Raw genomic sequence first — 17,844 nt, forward strand, 5'->3', positions numbered from 1 at the left:
GGACTGCCGGGGCCGGAGTGCCGGAGTGCCGGAGTCAGAGCCTGGCCGGCGAGGAGCCCTTGAGGAGGTCCAGGTCCAGGGCCTCGGCCATCGCGCGGAAGCCGCTGTCGCTGGGGTGCAGATGGTCGCCCGAGTCGTAGACGGGGAGCAGCCGCTGCGGGGCGGCGGGGTCGCGCAGGGCCGCGTCGAAGTCGACGACCGCGTCGAAGACGCCGCCGCGGCGGATCTGCTCGTTGACCCGCTGCCGTACGGCCTCCAGGCGTGCGCCGTGCTTGCGGTGCCCGCCGAACGGCGTCAGCGTCGCCCCGACCACCCGCAGCCCGCGCCGGTGGGCGTGCTGGGTGATCCGCTCCAGACCGTCCACGATCCTGCGCGGGTCGGTCTGCCGGGGTGTCTTGATGAGGTCGTTGATGCCTAGCTGGACGACCAGGACCTCCGCGCCGGTGCGGGAGAGCACGTCCCGCTCCAGCCGGTTCAGGGCGCTGGGCCCGTTCTTGAGGTCTGCCGGGGAGGCGTCGAGGAGGACCCGGTTTCCGCTGATGCCCTGGTTGAGGACGCTGTAGCGGGGGGCTCCGCGCTCGGTGCGCAGCCGGTCGGCGAGGAAGTCGGTCCAGCGGCGGTTGGCGCCGAGGCTGGAGGTGACGCCGTCGGTGATGGAGTCGCCGAGGGCCACGACGGCGGCCTCGGTCTCGTTCGTCCACACGTCCACGGCCGTTACGTGCCGCCAGTAGGCGGTCTGCTCGGTGTAGGGGGCGCCGGTGGTGTCGGCGGCCCGGTCGCCGCGGGCCAGATAGCTGGTCTGGCGTGCGTGGGGGTGGTGGGTGACGGCGCCGGATCCGGTGGGCGAGTAGAGGGTGACGAGCAGGTCGGCGGCGGCGGGCACGTTCAGCCGCACCGCGTCGCTGGTGACGGCGGAGCCGACCGGGACGGTCACCTCGTTCCGGTCGCCGAAGGTCAGCCTGCGCATGCTGCCGGGGGCGGCGGCGGGGCTGCTGGGCTCGGCGGCCAGGGCGAGGGTGGCGTGGGTGATGGTCAGCGGGCGGGTGCCGAAGAGGTTGGAGAACCGGACACGGGCGGCGCTGCCGCCGACGGAGGTGTGCACCACGTTCCGCAGGGAGGCGTCCGGGTGGCCGTCCGGGGCGTTCGGCTCGGCGGAGGCGGGGGAGGCGGACCAGGTGCCCACCCAGGCCCCGGAGGAGGCCGGCGCGGCGTTCTCCCCGCCCCGCGGGGTGGCGGTGTCCGGGGCCGCGCCCCTGACGCCGGCGCCGACGAACACGGCGCCGGAGACCAGGACCACGACGGCCGCGAGCCCTGCCAGCAGGGCGTATCCCATGTTCTTGCTCACGGGCAGCAGCCTCGCTCGTACACGGAAGAGTCCCCCCTCGGGCGGCGCGGGCCCAGGTGTGCGAAGTGATCGGCGGTTTCCCCATGATCCCATGGCGGTCGGCGTGGCCCTGCCGGGTGGCCCCGCCTGTTACGCGATCGATGAACGGACGTGGGGCGGACGGGCACCGCCGGCCGCCGCGTTCGAGGTGGGGGGCGCGGGCGGCGCGTTCGGCGTCCCACCGCCGGCCCCTTGCGACAATTGCGGTCGGGTACGGCGCGGACGGGTGGAGACGATGCAGCGGACGACGACGGACGGGAAGAACGCCGGGGACTCCGGCAACGCCGGGAACGGAGGCGGGAGCGGCGCGAACGGGCGGCCGGCGGGCCCCGGGACGCGGGCCGGTGCGGCGTTCGATCCGGTGGCCTTCACGGCGGCCGACGAGGAGAAGCGGCGCGGGGTGCGCCGGATGAAGGCCATCGCGACCGGTGCGCTGCTGCTGGCGGCGCTGGTGTTCGCGCTGGCCACCTGGGCGGAACGGACGGGGGCGGGAGCCTGGGCCGGTTATGTGGCGGCGGCGGCCGAGGCGGGCATGGTGGGCGCGCTGGCCGACTGGTTCGCGGTGACCGCGCTGTTCAAGCGGCCGATGGGGCTGCCGATCCCGCACACCGCGATCATCCCGAACAAGAAGGACCAACTGGGGCGCAGTCTCGGCGACTTCGTCGGGGACAACTTCCTGGCCGATGAGGTGGTGCGGCGGAGGCTGCGCTCGGTGGGCATCGGCGGCCGGCTGGGGGCCTGGCTGGCCCGGCCGGTCAACGCCGACCGGGTGACGGCCGAGCTGTCCACCGCGCTGCGCGGGGCGCTGGCCGTGCTGCGGGACAACGATGTGCAGGCGGTGGTGGGCGAGGCGATCACCCGGCGCGCCCACGCGCAGGAGATCGCCCCGGGCCTGGGCCGGCTGCTGTCGCGGATCGTCGCCGACGGCGGCCACGCCCGGGTCGTGGACCTGGTGGTCTCGCGGGCCCACGACTGGCTGGTGTGGCACAGCGACTCGGTGATGGACGCGGTGGCCGGCGGGGCGCCGGGGTGGACGCCGCGCTTCGTGGACCGCAAGGTCGGCGAGCGCGTCTACCGGGAGCTGCTGCGCTTCGTCTCGGAGATGCGGGACATGCCCGACCACCCGGCACGCGAGGCGCTTGACCGCTTCCTGCGGGACTTCGCCGCCGACCTGCAGTCCGACGACGAGACCCGGGCGCGGGTGGAGCGGCTGAAGTCGGAGATCCTGGACCGCGACGAGGTGCAGGAGCTGATCGCCTCGGCCTGGTCGGCGGTGCGGGCCATGGTGGTGGCGGCGGCCGAGGACGAGCGCAGCCAGCTCCGGCTGCGGGCGCGCGCCTCGCTGCTGTCGCTGGGCGCGAGGCTGTCGGGGGACGACGGGCTGCGGGGCAAGGTCGACGGCTGGATCGAGGGGGCGGCGGCGCACGTCGTCACCACCTACCGGAGCGAGATCACGTCCCTGATCACCGAGACGGTCGAGAGCTGGGACGCCGGGCACACCTCCCGCAAGATCGAGGCGCACATCGGCCGCGATCTGCAGTTCATCCGGATCAACGGCACGGTGGTGGGTGCGCTGGCAGGCCTGGCGATCCACACCGTCGCCCACGCGCTGGGCGGCTGAGACGCGCCGGTCCCCGCACCGGGGAGGGGCGTCCCGTCAGCCGATCCGTACGGTGCGGCCCTCGGCCGCCGAGGTGCGGGCCGCCTCCAGCACCCGCAGCGCCTCGGCCGCCTCCCGCGCGGTGACCGGGGGCTCGCCCCCCTCGCGCAGGGCGGCGGCGACGGCGGCGTAGTACGCGGGGTAGTCGCCGGAGCGGGACGGCACGGGCCGTACGTCGTCCGCCGCGCCCAGAGTGCCCCAGGCGGACTCCGCCTCCACGCCCCAGGGCTCGCCCGGCACGGGGCGGGCGCCGGCTCGCAGGGCGTCCTCCTGGGGGTCGAGACCGTACTTGACGTAGGCGGCCCGGCTGCCCAGCACCCGGAGGCGGGGGCCGAGGGCGGCGGCGGTGGAGCTGACCCACAGGTGTGAGCGGGTGCCCGAGGCGTGGTGGAGGGCGATGAAGGTGTCGTCGTCGGCCTCGGCGCCGGGGCGGCGCACATCGGACTCGGCGTGGACGGAGGTCGCCGGGCCGAAGAGGGTGAGTGCCTGGTCCACCACATGGCTGCCCAGGTCGTACAGCAGGCCGCCGAGCTCGGCGGGGTCGCCGGACTCGCGCCAGCCGCCCTTGAGGTCCGGGCGCCACCGCTCGAAGCGTGACTCGAAGCGCCACACCTCGCCCAGCGCGCCCTCGGACAGCAGGTCGCGCAGGGTGAGGAAGTCGCTGTCCCAGCGGCGGTTGTTGAAGACCGACAGCAGCAGCCCGCGGCGCTCGGCGAGACCGGCCAGCGCCTCGGCCTCGGCGGCGCCGGCCGCCAGCGGCTTGTCGACGACGACGGCCAGTCCGGCATCGAGGGCCCGGGTGGCCAGCTCGACGTGGGTGCGGTTGGGGGAGGCGACGACGACGAGGTCGAGTTCGCCGGCGCGAGCGAACAGCTCGCCGGCGTCGGTGGCGGTGCGCAGTTCCTCGCCGTGCTCGGCCCGGGCCTGCCGCCGCCGTTCGGGGGAGGAGGTGACGACGGTGTCCAGCACGAGGCCGTCGGTGGCGGCGATCAGCGGTGCGTGGAAGACGGAGCCGGCCAGGCCGTAGCCGATCAGTCCGACGCGCAGGGGGTGGGGCACCGGGGAGGCGGGGGGGACGGCGTTCATGGCGCCCACTTTGGCAACAGCGTTTCCGAATTGCAACGGCCACCCGCCGCGGGCCGCGCGCACCGACGGCCGGACCGTGCCGGTGTCCGCCGCCCCGGCGGTGCGCGGCTGTCGCCCGCGGTGCGGCGCGTCCGGTCCTCGCGCCGCTCTTCGGCCGGCCCGAACCGGGAACGAGACCAAAGGACCCCGGACGAGGCCGGGCCGGCGGGTCCGGAACGGCCTCGGGAGGGCCCCGGAAAGACGGGGCCGGGTTCGGCGGACAGTGGCTAGTCTGAGGGCGTCGGCGCAGCACAGCGTGGTGCCGCCGCCACGCCCCGATGTGCGTACGACAGGCAGGAGTGACCAATGGCGGAGCGCAAGCCGATCGAGTCATGGCTGACCGACATGGACGGCGTCCTCGTCCACGAGGGAGTGCCGATCCCGGGGGCCGACGCCTTCCTCAAGCGGCTGAGGGAGTCGGGCAGGCCGTTCCTGGTGCTGACCAACAACTCGATCTACACGCCCCGCGACCTGCACGCCCGGCTGAGGCGGATGGGCCTGGACGTCCCGGTGGAGAACATCTGGACCTCCGCCCTGGCCACCGCCAAGTTCCTGGAGGAGCAGCGTCCGGAGGGCACCGCCTACGTCATCGGCGAGGCCGGTCTGACCACCGCGCTGCACGACATCGGGTACATCCTCACCGACACCGACCCCGACTACGTGGTGCTCGGCGAGACGCGCACCTACAGCTTCGAGGCGCTCACCAAGGCGATCCGGCTGATCAACGACGGCGCGCGGTTCATCGCCACCAACCCCGACGAGACCGGCCCGTCCGCCGAGGGCGCGCTGCCGGCCACCGGGTCGGTCGCGGCGCTGATCACCAAGGCGACCGGGCGCGAGCCGTACTTCGTCGGCAAGCCCAACCCGCTGATGATGCGGGCCGGGCTCAACGTCATCGGCGCCCACTCCGAGTCCAGCGCGATGATCGGCGACCGGATGGACACCGACGTGCTGGCCGGGCTGGAGGCCGGGATGGAGACCTTCCTCGTCCTCACCGGGCTGACGCGGCCGGCCGACGTGGACCGCTTCCCCTTCCGCCCCTCGACGGTCGCCGACTCGATCGCGGACCTCGTCGAACGGATCTGACCCGCCCGCGCCGCCCCGCCCCGTACCGCGTTCGCCTCCGCCCCGCCCGCGTCCGGACGCGCTCGAACGGAGCAGCGCGGGGCGGTGCCGGGATGCGGGGCGGCGCGGCACGGCGGATCTTCGGGAGTACCGACCCGGAGGTTCGACATGGGCATCTTCCGCACCGTACGACCCGCTCCGAGCGTCCTCGCCGCGGCGTTCGCCGTCTGCGCCGCGGCGGCCCCTCCCGCCGGTCTCGCCGCCCTCACGGTCCTCGCCGCCCCCGCGGCGGCCGCCGAGAGCCCCGGCCCCGGCACCTCCCGCCCGCCCGGCCCCGGCACCTCCCGCCCGCCCGCCCCGGGCACGGCGGAGTCCGGCTCGCCGGAGGTGTCGGTACGGGTGACCCCCGCCAAGGTCCGTCCCGGTACCGAGATCGAACTGTGGGCCGTGTCCTGCAAGGGCACCGTGGCCACCGCCCGCTCCGAGGCGTTCGTCGCCGACGCGCTGCTGGCCCCCGGCGCCGACCGCGGCGGGCTGCGAGGCGAGGCGGTCGTCCGCTCGGACGCCGAGCCCAGGGAGTACCGGATCACGGTGGAGTGCATGGGTGTGAAGGTCACCGGCCGGGTGACCGTGCACCACTCCGGTTCCGGCCCGGCCTCCGGAGGTCCTTCGCACCACGCCACCGACCCGGCCGTGAGTCCGGTCGCCCCCGTGCCGGCCGGCGGCGGCGGCACCGCGAAGGCGGCCGGCGACGAGGGCGGGGAAGCCGGACCGAGCGCCCTCCACACCGCCCTGGGCGCCGGGCTGGCGGGCACCGCCACCCTGGTCGCCCTCTGGCGGGCCGCGGCGCTGCGCCGCCGGTCCCGCTCCGAATCCGACCGCTGAGCCGGCCGGCGGCGACGGCCGTGTACGACGACGTCCCGGGCGGGGAGCCGCGCACGGGCTGCGCCTCCCGGCTGGTGGCGGGAGCGGTGTGGGCGGTGCTGCTGCTCGGGCTGTGGCTGTGGGGCAGGGAGCTGACCGATCCCGCCGTCCCGCCGCCGGACCCGGCGCGGGCGGGGGCCCCGGCGTCCGGCCGGGCACCGGGCGGCGGGTCCGGCCACGCGCCGCTGCCCGGTGCCGAACCCCGGCGCATCGACATCGGCACCGTCGGTGTCCACGCGCGGATCATCGAGCGGGGCCTCGACCGCGAGGGCGCCGTGGAACCCCCGCCGATGGACTCCGCCGACACCGTCGGCTGGTACGCCGACGGCCCGGCGCCCGGAGCGGAGGGGGTGGCGCTGCTGGTGGGGCACCTGGACACCGACACCGGCGGGGCGGTCTTCCACCGCCTGCCCTCGGTGCGCCCCGGGGACCGGATACGCGTCGCGCGCGACGACGGCAGGACCGCGGAGTTCACCGTCGAGGACGTCGCGATCGCCGAGCGGGCCGACTTCGACCCGCACGAGGTCTACGGCGCCCGACGCCCCGGACGCGCCGAACTCCGCCTGATCACCTGCACCGGCGCCTTCGACCGGGCCAGCGGCTCCTACACGGCCAATCTGGTGGTCTCGGCGTATCTGACCGGCGTCCGCCCCGGGCCCGGGGCGGACGCCGGCGCGGGCCGTGCGGACTGAGCGGCCGCGTGCGCAACCGCCGCCCGGCCCGGTCGTCGTCACCGGGGTGAACCTCCGGCCGAAACCGGTTGCGTTCTCCGCCCGCCCGGGATTGAACAGAGGGGAAACGCGGTACTCGAACGCCGAGATCCCCCAGGACACGGAAGGCTGTCGCTACGCCATGTATGACACAGCTGAACCGGAAGCCGACGATCCGCCCGCCGTGACACGGGCGCTCGACGAGCTGCCGATCTCATCGCCCCCGCTGCTGCGCCTCGCCGGGGACGGCGACGACGACGAGTGCGAGCCGCACATCTGCCGGGGCATCGACTGAGGAGCGGGCGCGGGAGGGCCGGGCGGAGACAGGCACGGCCCCTGGGAGAACACACCGGGAGACATGCCGGGGAACGCGTCCGGGCCCCACCGCCGAGGACGGTGGGGCCCGGATCGAAGAGGTACGCCGCCAGGGACTCGAACCCCGGACCCGCTGATTAAGAGTCAGCTGCTCTAACCAACTGAGCTAGCGGCGCCCGCAGGGGCGGTGATCCGCACGATATGTGCCGATCGGTGCCGGACTGCGGGGACCAGCATACCCGACACCGCGCGGTGCTCCGTCCGGGCCGCCGCACCGGGCCGGGAGAGGCCCGCGGGGGATAGGTTTCCGGTCATGCGAACCGGTGAGCTGGTGGATCGGGCATGGCGGCTGGCGGCCCGCGCGGAGGGCGGACGGGCCGTGCTCGGCCTGGCGGGGCCGCCCGGCGCGGGCAAGTCCACCCTGGCCGGGGCCCTGGTGGCGGGCCTGCGGAGGCGGCACGGGCCGGACGCGGCGGCGTACGTCCCGCTGGACGGCTTCCATCTGTCCAACGCCCAGCTCGACCGGCTGGGCCTGGCCGCCCGCAAGGGTTCGCCCCCCACCTTCGACGTCCACGGGTACGCCGCCCTGCTGCGGCGCCTGGTCCTCGAACCGGACCACGACGTCTACGTGCCCGACTTCGACCGGACGCTGGACGAGCCGGTCGCCGCCCGCCATGTGGTGCGCCCCGGGGTCCGGCTGGTGGTGACGGAGGGGAACTACCTGGCCTGCGACCTGCCCGGCTGGCCGGACGCACGGAAACCGATCGACGAGCTGTGGTACGTGGCGGCCGGCCGGGAGGAGCGCCGCCGCAGGCTGGTGGAGCGCCAGCTGGCGGGAGGCCGCACCGCCGGTGAGGCCCGGGAGTGGGTCCGGTCCAACGACATGCCCAACGCGCGGATCGCCGAGGCGTCGAGGACGTCGGCGTGCGTGAGGCTGTCGTTCCACTGGTCGGGACGCGAATGAGGCGCAGGGCCCCCCGCGTGATGCGAGGGGCCCTGCGCCTTCTGTACGCCGCCAGGGACTCGAACCCCGGACCCGCTGATTAAGAGTCAGCTGCTCTAACCAACTGAGCTAGCGGCGCCTGCGGGCAGCGACTCCGGCGACCTCGTGACGACCCCGCGGAGCGCGCTGTCGGGAACCATACTACCCGCTCCCCGCGGTACTCCCGACCACGCGCCCGGCACAGCGCGCCCGGTGCGCGCCCGGTGAGACTCACAGGGACAGCGGGAGCAGCACCCCGGCGGCCTGCTCCCTCAGCGCCTCGGCGGCGCGCCGCAGCCGGTGGGTCTCCTCGGCCGGCAGGCACACGGCCAGGGAGCCGACGGCCGATCCCGCTGTCACCGGCACGGCCGCGCAGACCGAGCCTTCCGCGTACTCCTGCAGGTCCAGGACCGGTACGGTCGGCGGCTGCCGTTCCAGGACGCTCAGCAGCACCCGCTCGTCGGTGATCGTGCGCGGGGTCAGCCGGACGGCCCGGTACCGGGAGAGGTGGTCCCGGCGCGCTTCGTGGTCGAGCTGGCCCAGCAGGCACTTGCCGAGCGCGGTGGCGTGTCCGGCCGAGCGGAAGTCCGGCCGCTCGGGCGGCGCGGGGTGGCGCGGGCCGTCCGCGTGTCCGACGATCTCCACCTCGCCGTCGCGGTAGCGGCCGAGGTAGACGGCCGCGCCGATGGAGTCCCGCAGCCGGGCCAGCGTCCGCCACAGCCGCTCGCGCAGCGCCCGCTCCCGGCCGCCGGCGCCCGCGCCGCCGAGCAGGACCAGCGCCGCGCCCGCCACGTACGAGCCGTCACCGAGGCGCTCGACGTACCCCTCGCGCAGCAGTGTCCGCAGCAGACCGGCCAGGCGCGCGGGCGGCAGCCCCGTCCGGGCGGCCAGCCCTGCCTCGTCCACACCGTTGTGGCCGCCCGCGACCGCCTCCAGGACACGCAGGGCGTGCCGCGCCGTGGGAGGGCGGGCGGAGCCGGGCGCGGACCGTACGGGCCGCGCGGACGGACGGTGCTCCGGGAACGGCTCGGGGCAGGGGTCCCCGGGCGGGTGCAGCAGTGTCACGGTGCCCCCTCGGGCGGGTGACCGCTCGTGGCGCGACGCCCGCCCGAGGGTCACCGGGTCTTCGGGTGCGGGGTGGCGGGCGGCCGTACGCCGTCCCCGCACAGAACACTGGCCCCCCGCCCGCTCTCCGAAACATGTTCGAAGGCGGACGGGAGGGCCCGGTGCGGCGGCGCGCCCTCAGAGGATGGCGCTCAGGAACTCCCTGGTGCGCTCGTGGTCGGGGTCGTTGAAGATCTTCTCCGGCGGACCGGACTCGATCACCTTGCCCTCGTTGAACATCAGCACGTCGTCGGAGATGTCGCGGGCGAAGTTCATCTCGTGGGTGACCACGAGCATGGTGATGTCGGTGGTGTGCGCGATGTCCCGCAGGACGTCCAGCACCCCGGCGACCAGCTCCGGGTCGAGCGCGGAGGTGACCTCGTCCAGCAGCAGCACCTTCGGCCGCATGGCCAGCGCGCGGGCGATGGCCACGCGCTGCTGCTGGCCGCCGGAGAGCTGGGTGGGGTACTTGTCGATGTGCTCGGTCAGCCCCACCATCTCCAGCAGCTCGCGCGCCCGCTGCTCGGCCTCGTCCTTGCCCATGCCCAGCACGTGGACGGGTGCCTCGGTGATGTTGCGCAGCACCTTCATGTTGGGGAAGAGGTTGAACTGCTGGAAGACCATGCCGATCTTCTTGCGCACCTCGCGGGTGTGCTTCTCGCCCGCGGGGACGAGCCTGCCGCCCTTCTCCTCGTGGGTGAGGTGGTCGCCGTCGACGGTGATGGTGCCCTCGTCGGGCCTGAGCAGGGTCATCAGCAGCCGAAGGATCGTGGTCTTGCCCGATCCGGAGGGGCCGATGAGGGTGACGTGCTTTCCGGCGGAGACGCTGAACTCCAGTTGGTCCAGGACGACATGGTCGCCGAAGCGCTTGGTCACCTTGTCGAAGCGGATCAGTTCGCGGCCGTCCGCGGCGGTGCTCGTGGTGGCGTTCTCACGCGGGGTGTCAGCGGACAAGACGACGCTCCAGGACTCGGATGAGGAGGGAAGCCGGGTAGGCGATGAGGATGAAGGCGATGCCGACGATGGTGATCGGCTCCAGGAGCCGGAAGGTCTCGGCGCCGTAGGAGCGCGCCTCGCCGAGCATCTCGAAGGCGCCGATGATCGCGATCAGCGGCGAGTCCTTCAGCATGGCGATGACGTAGTTGCCCAGCGCGGGCACCACGCGGCGGATCGCCTGAGGCAGGATCACGGCCGTCCAGGTGCGCACCGGTGGCAGGCTGAGCGCGGTGGCCGCCTCCCACTGCCCCTTGGGCACACCGTCGATACCGGCCCGGTAGACCTCGGCGGTGTAGGTCGAGTAGTGCAGGCCGAGGCCGATCACACCCGTCATCAGCGGGGACATGGCCGGCCCCCACTCGGGCACCACGTAGAAGAGGAAGAACAGCTGCACCAGCAGCGGGGTGTTGCGGATGAACTCGGTGACCGCGGTCACCGGCGTCCGGATCCACGCCTTGGAGGAGCGCTGTGCGATGGCCCACACCAGACCGAGGGTGAAGGCCAGCAGGGACCCCAGCACCAGCGCCTGGAGGGTGACGAGCACCCCGTCCCAGAAGCGTGGCATGAAGTCCTCGACGATGTTCCAGTTCCAGTTCACCGATTACCCCCCGGGGTGCCCGCGCCGGCCGTCCCGGTGACGGGGTCGGCGGTCCTCGTCCGGCGGCGGAGGCCGCCCAGCAGTCCGCCGCCCGGCGGCGGCGCCTGTCCGATCCCCGCCTTGGCCTTCCGCTCCACCAGCCGCATGCCGCGGGTGACGAGGAAGGCGAGCACGAAGTACATCACCAGCAGGAGCGTGTAGATCGGCGCGCTCTCGTTGGTGGTGAAGCGGATCAGGTTCGCCGCGAAGGTCATGTCGGCCACGCTGATGACCGAGACCAGCGCGGTGCCCTTCAGCAGCTCGATGGCGAGGTTGTTGAAGGGCGGGACCATCTCCGGCCACGCCTGGGGCAGTTCGATGCGCCGCAGCCGCTGCATACGGGTGAAGCTCAGCGCGATCCCCGCCTCGCGCTGGGCCGGTGAGACCGCGGCCAGCGCGCCGCGTACGACCTCCGAACCGTACGCGCCGTAGGTCAGGCCCAGCGCCAGCACTCCCGCCCACATCGGGACGAGCTGCCAGCCGAAGGCGACCGGCAGGGCGAAGAACAGCCAGTACATGAACACCAGCGCCGAGGCTCCGCGGAAGACCTCGAAGTAGGTGCCGGACAGGAAACGGACGACCCACAGCGGAGAGGTCCGCAGGGTTCCGACGACGAAGGAGACGGCCGCGGCCAGCGCGGCGCTGTACACCGTCACCTGGATGGTGATCCAGATGCCGGGCAGCATGTAGGACTCCCAGAGGCCCCAGGTCATGATGCGCACAGCTCCTTCGCGGTCAGGTCGGTCATCTCGTCCTCGGTGAAACCGAAGGGCCGCATGATCTCCAGCAGCTCACCGCTCTCCTTGAGCTTGTGCAGCTCCCGGTTGAACGCGTCGCGCAGCACGGTGGCGCTCGGCCGGAAGGCGAAGCCGCCCGCGCCGATCGCCGGCTCGCCGTCCACCATGGGCTGGAAGGGCTCGGTGGACTCGGCCCGGTCGCTGCCCTCCACCACCCGGCGCACGGTCAGCGAGGTGCCGGCGAAGACGTCGGCGCGGCCCTGCTCGACGGCGGCCAGCCCGGCCACCTGGTCGGGCAGGATCAGCATCTCGTCACGGGGGACGCCGGCCGCGACCGCGTAGTCGATCTCGGCGTACGCGGTGCCGGTGGCCATCCTGGCGCCCGCCTGGGCGATGTCCTCGTAATTGTTCAGTCCCTTCGGGTTGCCCTTGGGGACGATGAACGCGTCGAGCATCACGTACTCGGGGTCGGCGAAGATCACCTGTTCGCAGCGCTGGGGATTGATGTACATGCCCGCGGAGACCACATCGAACTGCTGCGAGCGGAGTCCCGGAATCAGCGAACCGAACTCCGTCGGAATGGGGACGACGTTCTCCACTCCCAGCCGATTGAAGATGACCTTCGCGATCTCCGGCGCCTCACCGGTCAGTTCGCCCTGGTCGTTGATGTACCCGTAGGGGACTTCGCCGGCGATGCCCACCCGCACGGTGTTCTGCGCACGGATACGCTCCAGCAGGTTGCCCTCGCCGGCCTCCCCGGAGTCGGGCACCCGGCTGCATCCGGCCACGCCGACCGCGCCCGCCGCGCCCAGCGCGCCCAGGCCCGCCAGCATCGCGCGGCGACTTATCCCCCGGACGGGTCTCGTCCGGTTACCGGGACTTTCTCCGATGCCTGTTTTTCCTGTCTCGTTCCCTTGTGGTGGAGCCATGGGCGCGCCACTACCCCGATCGGAGGAAAATATGCCCACCGTTTCCAGCCCTTGATGCGGCCGTTGCGGTGTTGACGGCCGGGCCCGGCCGCTGCGTCAGTATTGGGAGGGAAATCGACGGACAGGAACGGACAGGAGCCGAAATGGCAGACCGTTTCATCGAAGTATCACTCGACAAGCGAGGAGTGAGCTGCACGGCGAGACTGCTCGACGACCGCGCGCCCGTCACCTGCGACGCGGTGTGGAACGCCCTTCCGCTGGGCGGTGACGTCTACCACGCCAAGTACGCGCGCAACGAGATCTACACACTCCTGCCGACGTTCGCCCCGGCCGAGCCGCCGCTGGAGAACCCCACCATCACACCCATCCCCGGCGACCTGTGCTACTTCACCTTCACCGACGTCCAGCTCGGCACCTCCTCCTACGGGTACGAGACGGAGGCGGGGCACCGGGGCAGGCCGACCGTGGTGGACCTGGCCCTGTTCTACGAGCGCAACAACCTGCTGATCAACGGTGACGCCGGCTGGGTCCCCGGGATCGTGTGGGGGGCGGTGGTGGACGGGCTGGACCGGATGGCCGACGCGTGCCAGGACCTGTGGCGGGCCGGGGCCCTGGGCGAGAGCCTCAACTTCCGGCGGGCCTAGAGAGGCCGGGGCGTGCACCGGGCCGGACACCGGTGCGCGCCGGGTCCGGGTCCGCACCGGACGCGGGCGCCGGGGGCGGCGGAACGTCGGCGGCCCCCGCCTCGTACAGCGCGTGCGCGGCGCGCAGCACCAGCGCGTCCGCGTGCCGCGCGCCCACCAGTTGCACCCCGATCGGCAGCCCGCCGCCGTCCGTCCCGCAGGGCAGGGACGCCGCGGGCTGCTGGGTCATGTTGAACGGGTAGGTGAACGGCGTCCAGCCCGTCCAGCGGGTGTACGGCGAGCCCGGCGGCACCTCGCCGCCCAGTTCGAAGGCGGTGACCGGCAGCGTCGGGGTGACCAGCAGGTCGTACTCCGTGTGGAAGGCGCCCATCAGCCGGCCCATCGACATCCGCACGTCCACCGCCGCCAGGTAGTCCAGCGCGCTGCGGGCCGCGCCCTGCTCGCACACCTCCCGCAGGCCCGGGTCCAGCAGTGCGCGCCGCTCGGGGTCCAGATGCTGGGTCACCCGGGCGGCGCCGCTGAACCACAGGGTGTGGAAGGCCTCCAGGGAGTCGGGCAGGCCCGGGTCGCGCTCCTCCACCCGCGCGCCCAGCCCCTCCAGCGCCTCCACGGCCCGCCGCACCGCCGCCGCCACCTCCCGGTCCACCTCCACCCGGCCGCCGAGGCCGGGGGAGTACGCCACCCGCAGGCCGGCGATCCCGCCGTCCAGGCCGTCGCGGAAGCTGCCCGGCACCGGACCGAGTTGCGACCAGTCGCGGGCGTCCGGGCCGGTGATCACGTCCATCAGCAGTGCCGCGTCCCGCGCGTCGCGGGTCATCGGGCCGACGTGCGCGAGCGTCCCGTAGGCGCTGGCCGGGTACAGCGGCACCCGCCCGTACGTCGGCTTCAGCGCGAAGATCCCGCAGAAGGACGCCGGGATGCGCACCGAGCCGCCGCCGTCGGTGCCCAGACTCAGCGGCCCGGCCCCCAGCGCCACCGCGGCCGCGCTGCCGCCGCTGGAGCCGCCCGCGGTGCGCCCCGGGGCGTACGGGTTCCCCGTCGCGCCGTGCCGCGGGCTGTCGGTGACGCCTTTCCAGCCGAACTCCGGTGTCGTCGTCCTGCCCGTGAACACCGCCCCGTGCTCGCGCAGTCGCGCCACCGAGGGGGCGTCCTCGTCCCAGGGGCCGTCCGTGGAGACGGTCCACGAGCCGCGCAGCGTCGGGCCTCCGCGCAGCAGCAGGATGTCCTTCACCGACACCGGCACCCCGTCCAGCAGACCGGCGGGCTCCCCGCGCCGCCACCGGGCGGTGGACCGCCGCGCCTGCTCCATCGCCGTCCCGGCGTCGAGCCGGACGAACGCGTTCACCGCCGGCTGAACGCGTTCGGACCGCTCCAGCACGGCGCGGACCACCTCCACGGGAGTGAACTCCCCGCGTGCGTAACCCTCGACGAGCCGGGCGGCGGTCAGGTCCGTGAGGCCGCCCGGGTCCGCAGAGCCGTTCGGGTGAGCCAGGCCGGTGGGGCCGGCCGGGTCGGTGGTGCCGTTCATGGCGCGCTCCTGTCCGGGACATAGCCGAGCTGTTTGTCCACGACGTTGAACAGGGGCTCGCCCGCCGTCCAACGGTCGAAGTTGTCGCAGAACTGCCGGGCGAGGTCGTCGCGCCAGCCGACGGTGTCGCCGCTCATGTGCGGCGAGACCAGCAGGCCGGGGACGTCCCACAGCGGGCTGCCGGAGGGCAGCGGCTCGTCGGTGAAGACGTCCAGCGCCGCAGCCGCGATCCGGTGCGAGAGCAGTGCCTCGACCAGGTCCTCCTGCACCACGTGGGCGCCGCGTCCGACATTGACGAAACGGGCCGTCGGCTTCATCCGGGCGAAGGCGGCGGCGTCGAACATCCCGGTGGTCGACTCGGTCAGGGGCGCCGCGCACACGACCCAGTCGGCGGAGGGGAGGAGGGCGTCGAGCGCTCCACTGGCGTGAATTCGGCCGAATTCCGGGTCTCCGGGCCGTTCCCTGCGCCCCACGAGTTCCACTTCGACACCCAGTGTCATAAGTGTGCGGCCGATTGCCCGGCCGATGGGGCCCGAACCTACGACAATCGCGTGAGTTCCGGCCACCCGCATTGTCTCCCGGTGCCGCCAGCGCCGCTGTCGCTGCAATTCCCGACTGCCGTGAAAATCCTTGGCCAAAGCCAGGACGAGACCTGCCACGTATTCGGCGATGGGCTGGTCGAAGACCCCTCGCGCATTGGTGATCACCGTTTCCGAGCCGACCAGTTCCGGACAGCCCAGCAGCCGGTCGACCCCGGCGCTCGCGGTGTGCACCCAGCCCGGCCGCGGGCCCGGACCGGGCCAGGTGCGGAGTACGGCGTCGGAGGTGAAATCCCAGACCAGCAGCGCGTCCACGGCCGGCAGCAGGGCGGCCAGCGAACCCTCGTCGGCGTACTCCACCCGGGCGCGCCCCGAGAGGCGTGCCAGGTTCGGCGGGTCGCCGCCGGGGACGCCGAGGACACCGAGAACGGGGACGCCGGCTGGAACAGTCGTTTCTGACATGGGCGGAAAACCGTTTCGCAACGAGGGGGCAACGAGGGCGCGGAAGTATTGGGCCGGACGGGAAGAGAGCCGGAGCACCGTACGGACGCACGGATGGACGGAAGGATTGACCACGGTAGGGACCTGTAACTACCTTCGTCAACGAAGGCATCTGTCCCGGCGTCCCGGCTCTCTCGCGCCGGTTTTTCTCCCGTCAACGGCCCTTGGCCGCCCCTACCCTCTTCAAGGGGTGCTCATGGATGTCTCGTTCCTCGGCGGTCCGCATCCGCAGCGCGGAGTCGGTGTCGTCGCCCCCTTCGACTTCGCACTCGACCGCGAACTGTGGCGGTGGATCCCCGACGACGTCTCCCTCCATCTGACCCGCACTCCGTTCGTCCCCGTCGAGGTGAGCCTGGACCTGGCCCGGCTCGTCAGCGAGCACGAGACGCTGCGGGAGGCCGTCCAGGCGCTGTGCGCGGTGGCGCCGGAAGTGGTGGCGTACGCCTGCACGTCCGGCTCCTTCGTGGGCGGCACGGTCGGGGAGCGGTCCATGTGCGCGGCCATGGAGCTCTCCGGAGAGGTCCCCTCCCTCACCACCTCGGGCGCCCTGCTGGATGCGCTGGAGGAACTCGGCGTGCGGCGGGTCGCCGTCGTCACCCCGTACACCAGGTCGGTGACCGACTCCCTGGAGGCCTTTCTGGGCGAGGCCGGCATCGAGGTCACCGGCCGCAGCTATCTGGGGCTGACGCGGGAGATCTGGCGGGTGCCGTACCGGGACGTGGTGGACATGGCCCGCGAGGCGGTGGTGGACGCGCCCGACGCGCTGTTCATCAGCTGCACCAACCTGCCGACCTACGACGTGATCCCGCAGCTGGAGGCGGAACTGCGGATGCCGGTGCTCTCCGCCAACCAGGTCACCGTCTGGTCGGCGCTGCGCCGCATCGGCAAGGACGCGGTCGGTCCCTACCAGGCGCTGCTCGACCCCGTGGCCCGGCGCGGCCCGGCGTCCATGTCGTCCCTGCCGCCGGGGCCGCCCGTACACCCGGACGGAGCAACGGAGTTGGGGAATCCCGCGGGGGTGCCCGGGCCGGCGGCCGAGCGCGAGCCGGAACCCGCGGTGGCCGGGGTCGAACCGGAGGCGGCCGAGGGCGCGGAGCCGCCGCCCTTTCCGGACGACCCGGGCGGGCTGCCGCCCCTGTGACCCCGCGCCGCGGTGCCACCGCCGCGGGGACGGCACCACCACCGAGGAAGAGACCGAGCAAGAGGAGGACCGGATGGACCGGACGGACGGGATGGACGGGACGGACCTGATGGAAGACGCGGAACGGGTGGAGCGGGCGGTCCGGACGGCGGACACCGTCGGTTTCCTCTACCCCGGCCACTCCGCCGAGGACGAGTACCCCCGGCTGGAGGCGATCCTCGGCGAGGCCGCGGGCTCCGTCCGGCTGCCGCTGGTCCACACCGACATCGGCGAGGACGCGCACCGCGTGGACGCGCTGCTGGAGATGGGGTCCACCGCCCGCCTGTCGGCCGAGGTCGGCCGGCTGTGCGAGCACGGCGCGCAGGCGGTGGTGTGGGCGTGCACCAGCGCCAGCTTCGTCTTCGGCTGGGACGGGGCGCACGAGCAGGTGCGCGAGCTGTCCTCGGCCGCGGCCCTCCCCGCCTCCAGCACCTCCTTCGCCTTCGCCCACGCCGTGCAGGCCCTGGGGGCCGAGCGGGTCGCCGTCGCCGCCACCTACCCGAAGGACGTGGCCGAGCACTTCAGGGCCTTTCTCAAGGCGGCGGGCGCCGAGGTGGTGTCGGTGCGCGGCGCCGGGATCGTCACCGCCGCCGAGGTCGGCACCTGGGGCCGCGAGGAGGTGCTCGCACTGGCCCGCGCGGGCGACCACCCGGACGCCCAGGCCGTACTGCTGCCCGACACCGCCCTGCACACCGCCGCCTGGCTCCCCGAACTGGAGGCGGCCCTGGGCAAGCCGGTGCTCACCGCCAACCAGGTCACCGTCTGGGAGGGGCTGCGCCTGCTGGACCGCACGGTCTCCTGCCCGGCACTGGGGGCGCTGTTCGACGGCCGGGCGCTCGCGGAGCCGCTGCTCCTGCGGGAATAACGGGCGGGCCGTACGGGCT

Annotated in this window: 18 protein-coding genes and 2 tRNA genes; 9 read left to right on the forward strand and 11 right to left on the reverse strand. The window is 73.5% G+C overall.

What is annotated here, in order from left to right:
- Nucleotides 1–34 precede the first annotated feature (34 nt).
- Nucleotides 35–1,333 (reverse strand): SGNH/GDSL hydrolase family protein, encoded by a 1,299-nt coding sequence (locus ACGRHY_RS17575; RefSeq protein WP_394638096.1) that lies wholly within the window; start codon nucleotides 1,331–1,333, stop codon nucleotides 35–37.
- Nucleotides 1,334–1,619: 286 nt separating this feature from the next.
- Between ACGRHY_RS17575 and ACGRHY_RS17580 the strand changes: the two genes are divergently transcribed.
- Complete coding sequence (locus tag ACGRHY_RS17580; protein ID WP_394636274.1) at nucleotides 1,620–3,005, forward strand: DUF445 domain-containing protein; 1,386 nt, start codon at nucleotides 1,620–1,622, stop codon at nucleotides 3,003–3,005.
- 36 nt (nucleotides 3,006–3,041) lie between these two features.
- Here the strand turns inward: ACGRHY_RS17580 and ACGRHY_RS17585 are convergent, their stop codons facing one another.
- Nucleotides 3,042–4,130, reverse strand: a complete 1,089-nt coding sequence (locus ACGRHY_RS17585; RefSeq protein ID WP_394636275.1) for a Gfo/Idh/MocA family oxidoreductase — start codon at nucleotides 4,128–4,130, stop codon at nucleotides 3,042–3,044.
- Between the two features lie 345 nt (nucleotides 4,131–4,475).
- Between ACGRHY_RS17585 and ACGRHY_RS17590 the strand changes: the two genes are divergently transcribed.
- From ACGRHY_RS17590 to ACGRHY_RS17605, 4 genes are all read left to right on the forward strand, one after another.
- Nucleotides 4,476–5,255, forward strand: a complete 780-nt coding sequence (locus ACGRHY_RS17590; protein ID WP_394636276.1) for an HAD-IIA family hydrolase — start codon at nucleotides 4,476–4,478, stop codon at nucleotides 5,253–5,255.
- Between the two features lie 147 nt (nucleotides 5,256–5,402).
- Nucleotides 5,403–6,119 (forward strand): hypothetical protein, encoded by a 717-nt coding sequence (locus tag ACGRHY_RS17595; RefSeq protein ID WP_394636277.1) that lies wholly within the window; start codon nucleotides 5,403–5,405, stop codon nucleotides 6,117–6,119.
- A 20-nt stretch (nucleotides 6,120–6,139) separates the two neighbouring features.
- Nucleotides 6,140–6,850: a class F sortase gene (locus ACGRHY_RS17600; RefSeq protein WP_394636278.1), complete on the forward strand. Its 711-nt coding sequence runs from the start codon at nucleotides 6,140–6,142 to the stop codon at nucleotides 6,848–6,850.
- 160 nt (nucleotides 6,851–7,010) lie between these two features.
- Nucleotides 7,011–7,163 (forward strand): hypothetical protein, encoded by a 153-nt coding sequence (locus ACGRHY_RS17605; RefSeq protein ID WP_394636279.1) that lies wholly within the window; start codon nucleotides 7,011–7,013, stop codon nucleotides 7,161–7,163.
- A 122-nt stretch (nucleotides 7,164–7,285) separates the two neighbouring features.
- On the opposite strand, the gene ACGRHY_RS17610 is transcribed toward ACGRHY_RS17605, so the two are convergent.
- Nucleotides 7,286–7,359, reverse strand: a tRNA-Lys gene (locus ACGRHY_RS17610).
- A gap of 137 nt (nucleotides 7,360–7,496) precedes the next feature.
- Between ACGRHY_RS17610 and ACGRHY_RS17615 the strand changes: the two genes are divergently transcribed.
- The gene (locus ACGRHY_RS17615; RefSeq protein WP_394636280.1) at nucleotides 7,497–8,147 is read left to right on the forward strand and encodes a nucleoside/nucleotide kinase family protein; all 651 of its coding nucleotides are present in this window, start codon (nucleotides 7,497–7,499) and stop codon (nucleotides 8,145–8,147) included.
- Nucleotides 8,148–8,191: 44 nt separating this feature from the next.
- Here ACGRHY_RS17615 and ACGRHY_RS17620 read toward each other — a convergent pair.
- The 6 genes from ACGRHY_RS17620 to ehuB form a co-directional block, all read right to left on the reverse strand.
- Nucleotides 8,192–8,265: transfer RNA gene (locus ACGRHY_RS17620), tRNA-Lys, on the reverse strand.
- Between the two features lie 131 nt (nucleotides 8,266–8,396).
- Complete coding sequence (locus ACGRHY_RS17625; protein ID WP_394638097.1) at nucleotides 8,397–9,110, reverse strand: IclR family transcriptional regulator; 714 nt, start codon at nucleotides 9,108–9,110, stop codon at nucleotides 8,397–8,399.
- Nucleotides 9,111–9,407: 297 nt separating this feature from the next.
- On the reverse strand, nucleotides 9,408–10,223 hold the full coding sequence (gene ehuA / locus ACGRHY_RS17630) for an ectoine/hydroxyectoine ABC transporter ATP-binding protein EhuA (protein WP_394636281.1): 816 nt from the start codon (nucleotides 10,221–10,223) through the stop codon (nucleotides 9,408–9,410).
- A complete protein-coding gene (gene ehuD, locus ACGRHY_RS17635) occupies nucleotides 10,213–10,863 on the reverse strand; it encodes an ectoine/hydroxyectoine ABC transporter permease subunit EhuD (protein WP_394636282.1) in 651 nt (216 codons plus the stop codon). The genes ehuA and ehuD overlap by 11 nt, the downstream gene beginning before the upstream one ends.
- Nucleotides 10,860–11,615: an ectoine/hydroxyectoine ABC transporter permease subunit EhuC gene (gene ehuC / locus ACGRHY_RS17640; protein ID WP_394636283.1), complete on the reverse strand. Its 756-nt coding sequence runs from the start codon at nucleotides 11,613–11,615 to the stop codon at nucleotides 10,860–10,862. Before ehuC ends, ehuD begins: the two co-directional genes overlap by 4 nt.
- Entirely contained in the window at nucleotides 11,612–12,568 is a 957-nt protein-coding gene (gene ehuB, locus ACGRHY_RS17645) for an ectoine/hydroxyectoine ABC transporter substrate-binding protein EhuB (protein WP_394636284.1), read from the reverse strand. The genes ehuC and ehuB overlap by 4 nt, the downstream gene beginning before the upstream one ends.
- A 143-nt stretch (nucleotides 12,569–12,711) precedes the next feature.
- Between ehuB and ACGRHY_RS17650 the strand changes: the two genes are divergently transcribed.
- The gene (locus ACGRHY_RS17650; RefSeq protein WP_394636285.1) at nucleotides 12,712–13,212 is read left to right on the forward strand and encodes a DUF3830 family protein; all 501 of its coding nucleotides are present in this window, start codon (nucleotides 12,712–12,714) and stop codon (nucleotides 13,210–13,212) included.
- Here the strand turns inward: ACGRHY_RS17650 and ACGRHY_RS17655 are convergent.
- Both ACGRHY_RS17655 and ACGRHY_RS17660 read right to left on the reverse strand, forming a co-directional pair.
- Nucleotides 13,193–14,740 carry an amidase gene (locus tag ACGRHY_RS17655; protein ID WP_394636286.1) on the reverse strand — a complete coding sequence of 516 codons (1,548 nt, stop codon included), beginning with the start codon at nucleotides 14,738–14,740 and terminating at the stop codon, nucleotides 13,193–13,195. The two genes, ACGRHY_RS17650 and ACGRHY_RS17655, sit on opposite strands and share 20 nt — an antisense overlap.
- Nucleotides 14,737–15,741 (reverse strand): D-2-hydroxyacid dehydrogenase, encoded by a 1,005-nt coding sequence (locus ACGRHY_RS17660; RefSeq protein ID WP_394636287.1) that lies wholly within the window; start codon nucleotides 15,739–15,741, stop codon nucleotides 14,737–14,739. The genes ACGRHY_RS17655 and ACGRHY_RS17660 overlap by 4 nt, the downstream gene beginning before the upstream one ends.
- Nucleotides 15,742–15,976: 235 nt before the next feature.
- On the opposite strand from ACGRHY_RS17660, the gene ACGRHY_RS17665 reads away from it, so the two are divergent.
- Both ACGRHY_RS17665 and ACGRHY_RS17670 read left to right on the forward strand, forming a co-directional pair.
- The gene (locus tag ACGRHY_RS17665) at nucleotides 15,977–16,921 is read left to right on the forward strand and encodes a maleate cis-trans isomerase family protein (RefSeq protein ID WP_394636288.1); all 945 of its coding nucleotides are present in this window, start codon (nucleotides 15,977–15,979) and stop codon (nucleotides 16,919–16,921) included.
- Between the two features lie 109 nt (nucleotides 16,922–17,030).
- Nucleotides 17,031–17,825, forward strand: coding sequence for a maleate cis-trans isomerase family protein (locus ACGRHY_RS17670; protein ID WP_394638098.1), 795 nt, complete (start codon nucleotides 17,031–17,033; stop codon nucleotides 17,823–17,825).
- Nucleotides 17,826–17,844: the final 19 nt, after the last annotated feature.

It is taken from the genome of Streptomyces shinuiensis (genome assembly GCF_043660855.1).
Lineage (GTDB): Bacteria > Actinomycetota > Actinomycetes > Streptomycetales > Streptomycetaceae > Streptomyces.